The organism is Mesorhizobium sp. M7A.F.Ca.ET.027.03.2.1 (assembly GCF_003999175.1).
Taxonomy (GTDB): domain Bacteria; phylum Pseudomonadota; class Alphaproteobacteria; order Rhizobiales; family Rhizobiaceae; genus Mesorhizobium.
In genome coordinates, this window is record NZ_RZOM01000453.1 from 1 (window position 1) to 4,688 (window position 4,688).

Here is a 4,688-nt window from a genome sequence, read left to right on the forward strand (position 1 = left end):
CCGTCGACCTGCGCATCCTGGTGCCGGCCTTCATGATCTCGGAGATCCGGCGCGGTTTCGAGATCGGCTTCCTGATCGTGCTGCCATTCCTGGTCATCGACCTGATCGTCGCCACCATCACAATGGCGATGGGCATGATGATGCTGCCGCCGACAGTGGTGTCGCTGCCGTTCAAGATCCTGTTCTTCGTCCTGATCGACGGCTGGAACCTGCTTGTCGGCAGCCTGGTGCGCTCCTTCAACTGACCCTGCGGCGCCGGCTCGAAATCCCAGCAATATATTTTCGATTAACCGTCCGGTTTAGCCCTTTGGTAGGGACTTGCCCGCATATTCGCTCGCAGATGGCGGGTGATCGATTTTGAGAGATCATGGGCATGATGCCGCACCGTCATACCGGTAGAGCCGGTATGTAAAAAATACCTGTAAAATCAAGGTCCGAGTACCATGTCCAGCATCATGACGAACAGCGCCGCATTGACGGCCCTGCAGAGCCTCAACGCCACCAGCAAATCCCTCACCGACACCCAGGCCCGCATCTCGACCGGCTACAAGGTCTCGCAGGCTTCGGACAACGCCGCTTACTGGTCGATCGCCACGACGATGCGCTCCGACAACCAGGCAATGTCCACCGTTTCGGACGCTCTCGGCCTCGGCGCCTCTAAGGTCGACACAGCCTATACCGGCATGAGTAGCGCGATCGATACGATCAACCAGATCAAGACCAAGCTGGTCGCGTCCTACGGCCAGACGGACGCCTCCAAGGAAAAGACCCAGGTCGAAATCGCCGCCCTTCAGAACCAGTTGAAGGCCTACGCCGATGGCGCCACCTTCTCCGGCACCAACATGCTTTCGGTGTCCACTGCGACAGGCACCGCGGCCGACGTGAAGATTGTTTCGGCCTTCAACCGCGACGCGACCGGCGCGGCTTCGATCTCGACGATCGATGTCAATGTGGAAAGCATCAAGCTGTACGATGCCGGCGCGGCACCAACCGCCAAGGGCATTCTCGACACGGCCCGCCTCGGCACCACGGGCGCTGCTGTTGCCACGGCCTCGGCACCGACGTTGGGCGCTGCCGCAGCGGTTACCGACACCTATTCGGTTGCCTCGCTGACTATCTTCTCGGGTGGCACGGCCGCCAGCGATAGCCAGATCGCGCAGCAGATGAACGTCGTCGATGCCGCGCTCAAGGCCATGACCAACGCCGCCACCACGCTCGGCGCCGCCAAGAGCAGTATCGACCTGCAGAAGACCTTCACCTCGAACCTGATGGACTCCATCGATCGCGGTGTCGGCCAGCTCGTCGATGCCGACATGAACAAGGAATCGACCCGTCTCCAGGCCCTGCAGGTCCAGCAGCAGCTCGGCATCCAGGCGCTGTCGATCGCCAACGGTTCGTCGCAGTCGATCCTGTCGCTCTTCCGCGGCTAATCGCATCCGCCAACTTGCACTAAAATCGGGCCGCGCCAAAAGCGCGGCCCGATTTCGTTTGCTCGGACCGCGCGCAACGCTCTGTCGTTAACTCTCGAAAGGCCGCGTTTAACAGGCTGTTAACCATGTCCCGCTAATTATGGTTAACCAATAGGTTACAACGGTTGGCGAATCGGCCCTACTGGCACGATACCACGGTTGAAGCAGGCCTATCCGGCATGTCTGAGCATGCCGGCCTTTGAGAAGGAGCGACTTTCTTGGCGAGTATCATGACCAACGCCGCGGCGTTAACCGCGCTTCAAAGCCTCAGCGCCACCAACAAGTCACTCGAGCAGACACAGGCCCGCATATCGACTGGCTACCGTGTCTCGCAAGCCTCGGACAACGCCGCCTACTGGTCGATCGCCACCACGATGCGCTCCGACAACCAGGCCCTGTCGACGGTGCAGGATGCACTCGGCCTCGGCGCCTCGAAAGTCGACACCGCCTACACCGGCATGAACAATGTGCTGACAACGATCGGCCAGATCAAGACCAAGCTGCTTTCGACCGTCGGCCAGACGGACGCAGCCAAGGCAAAGACGCAGACCGAGATCAAAGCGCTTCAGGCGCAGATGAAGTCGTTCGCCGATGCGGCCACCTTTTCAGGCTCGAACTTCCTAGCGGTGACCTCAAAGCAGGTTGCGGCCGCCAATGACGGCGTCCAGCCCGACTCCCAGATCGTGTCCTCATTCAATCGTTCCTCATCCGGCGCCATCTCGATCGGGACGATCGATATCGATGTCGAGAGCACCAAGCTTTTCGACTACGGCCTCGCCGCCGAGGTCAAGAATTACGGAACCCTCGATCGCCAGACGTCCATCTATTCCACGGGCGCCGCCCAGACCCTGTACGACAACGCCTATGCGGGCGTGATCGCGGGCGGAGGAACGGACATCGCCGCGAACACCGCCGGCCAGACGGCGGCGGGAGCGGTCGCCAAGGTCGACAATATCTCCGCCTACAACCTCGATATCACGGCACCAGGCATTACCGACGACATCATCACGCAGATGGTGAACAGGATCGATAACGTCATGGCCCAGCTGACCGACTCCGCCACCATCCTCGGTTCGGCCAAGAGCAGCATCGACCTGCAGAAGACCTTCACCCAGAGTTTGATGGACTCCATCGACCGCGGCGTCGGCCAGCTTGTCGATGCCGACATGAACAAGGAATCGACCCGGCTCCAGGCACTGCAGGTTCAGCAGCAGCTCGGCGTTCAAGCGCTGTCGATCGCCAACAGCGCCTCGCAGTCGATCCTGTCTCTGTTCAAGAGCTGATCACGGGCGCCACCGGCGCCCACCTTCCCATCAGATAATCGGGCCGCGCCGCCAGCGCGGCCCGATTTCATTTTCGCACAAGCTTCGAAGACTAGAGTTCCGGCGGACAATCATGCTGGGAGTCGTTGAACCGTGCCGGAACAGATCCAGAGCATCATCTCGAATCTCCGCGGGTTTGGCGTGAAGCGCCTCGCCATGCTGGCGGGCATCGCCGTTCTGGTGATGGGCGTCATCGGCATCGCCTCGGTCTATCTCAACCGTCCCGCCTATGACACGCTCTATGTGGGACTAGACCGCGCCGACGTGAACCAGATCGGCCTGGTGCTGGGCGAAGCCGGCATCGGCTTCGATGTCGGCGCCGATGGAACCTCGGTTCTGGTGCCGGCCGGCACCACCGCTCAGGCCCGCATGCTGCTTGCCGAAAAGGGTCTGCCGACCAGCGCCAATGCCGGCTACGAATTGTTCGACAATGTTGGCTCGCTCGGCCTCACCTCCTTCATGCAGCAGATCACCCGCGTGCGGGCGCTGGAAGGCGAGATCGCCCGCACCATCCAGTCCATATCGGGCATCAAGGCTGCGCGGGTCCACATCGTCATGTCCGAACGCGCCAATTTCCGGCGCGACGAGCAGCAGCCCTCGGCCTCCGTGGTCATCCGCTACGCCGGCATCGACGCCGAGAAGAGCGCCATGTCGATCCGCCATCTCGTCGCCGCCGCCGTTCCCGGCCTGTCGGCAGACAAGGTGACTGTTCTCGATTCCAGCGGCAATCTGCTGGCCGCGGGCGACGATCCTTCCAACACCAGCGCCGCCCGCACGCTCGGCGTCGAGCAGACCGTCGAGGCGCAGATCGGAGACAACATCCGCCGTGCGCTGACGGCCTATCTCGGCCCCGACAATTTCCGCGCCAGCGTCAAGGCCGAGGTCAACACCGACACCCGCCAGACGGAAGAGACCATCTTCGATCCGAATTCCCGCGTCGAACGCTCGGTGCAGTCGGTGCGGGCCAACGAGAACAACAACCAGAAGCAGGCTTCCACTCCGGCCAGCGTCGAGCAGAACCTGCCCGAGACCCAGGCAACCGCCACCGATGGTCCGCAATCCTCCTCGCAGAACGACCGCAGGGAAGAGATCACCAACTACGAGATCAATTCCAAGAAGATCGCCACGGTCTCCAACGGTTACACCGTCACCAAGATGTCGATTGCCGTGGTCGTCAATCAGCAACGGCTGACGGCCATCCTCGGCAAGGACGCCACGCCGGAGCAGATCGCCAAGCGCGTCGCCGAGATCCAGAAGATGGTCACGTCCGCTACCGGCCTTGACGAAAAGCGCGGCGACATCATCGACGTCTCGGCGGTCGAGTTCATCGACGGCCTGGATGGCGAGGCGATCCCGCAGGCGGGAATGCTCGATTCGATCGGCCAGCATGCCGGCACGATGATCAATGCCGGTGCCTTCATCGTCGTGGTGTTCCTGGTCGCCTTCTTCGGCCTGAGGCCGATGGCCGCGGCGCTGACGGCAAAGGCTACTCCGGCCCTGGCAGGTCCCAGCTTCGACGACGTCCAGCGCTCGCTGCCGACGCCGGAGGCAATGGCGGCCACCGACAGTGCCGCGATTGGGGCCTTGCCAGGCACACGCCCAGGCCCCACGCCGCTCGACGATCTTCGCCAGAAGATCCGGCCGGCGCCGCAGGACAGGCTTGCCAGGATGGTCGATCTCAACGAGGAGCGCACCGCGCAGATACTGCGCAAATGGGCTGCCCAGGAAGTGGCGGTGTAAACCATGCCCTCCGTAGCCCTCTTCGACCTTCTGCCTGATTTCGGGACGCGCGCGCAACGTGCCGGCCAGTCCCGGGCAGCAATCGATCCCGAACACAAGCCCGAGACGCCGGCGCCGCAGGCCGATATCGGCACGCTGATCGCCGAGGCGGTCGCCC

General features: G+C 62.4%; 3 protein-coding genes and 1 pseudogene. All 4 read left to right on the top strand.

The genetic code is table 11. The annotated features are described in order from the left end of the window. Positions 1-245 (top strand): annotated as a pseudogene (locus tag EN750_RS19485) (flagellar biosynthetic protein FliP); the annotation flags it as partial. Positions 246-443: 198 nt separating this feature from the next. Then, positions 444-1,430 carry a flagellin gene (locus EN750_RS19490; RefSeq protein WP_127271439.1) on the top strand — a complete coding sequence of 329 codons (987 nt, stop codon included), beginning with the start codon at positions 444-446 and terminating at the stop codon, positions 1,428-1,430. A gap of 257 nt (positions 1,431-1,687) precedes the next feature. Further along, positions 1,688-2,752 carry a flagellin gene (locus EN750_RS19495; RefSeq protein ID WP_127270046.1) on the top strand — a complete coding sequence of 355 codons (1,065 nt, stop codon included), beginning with the start codon at positions 1,688-1,690 and terminating at the stop codon, positions 2,750-2,752. Between the two features lie 132 nt (positions 2,753-2,884). Next, complete coding sequence (fliF, locus tag EN750_RS19500) at positions 2,885-4,531, top strand: flagellar basal-body MS-ring/collar protein FliF (RefSeq protein ID WP_127397375.1); 1,647 nt, start codon at positions 2,885-2,887, stop codon at positions 4,529-4,531. Positions 4,532-4,688 lie beyond the last annotated feature (157 nt).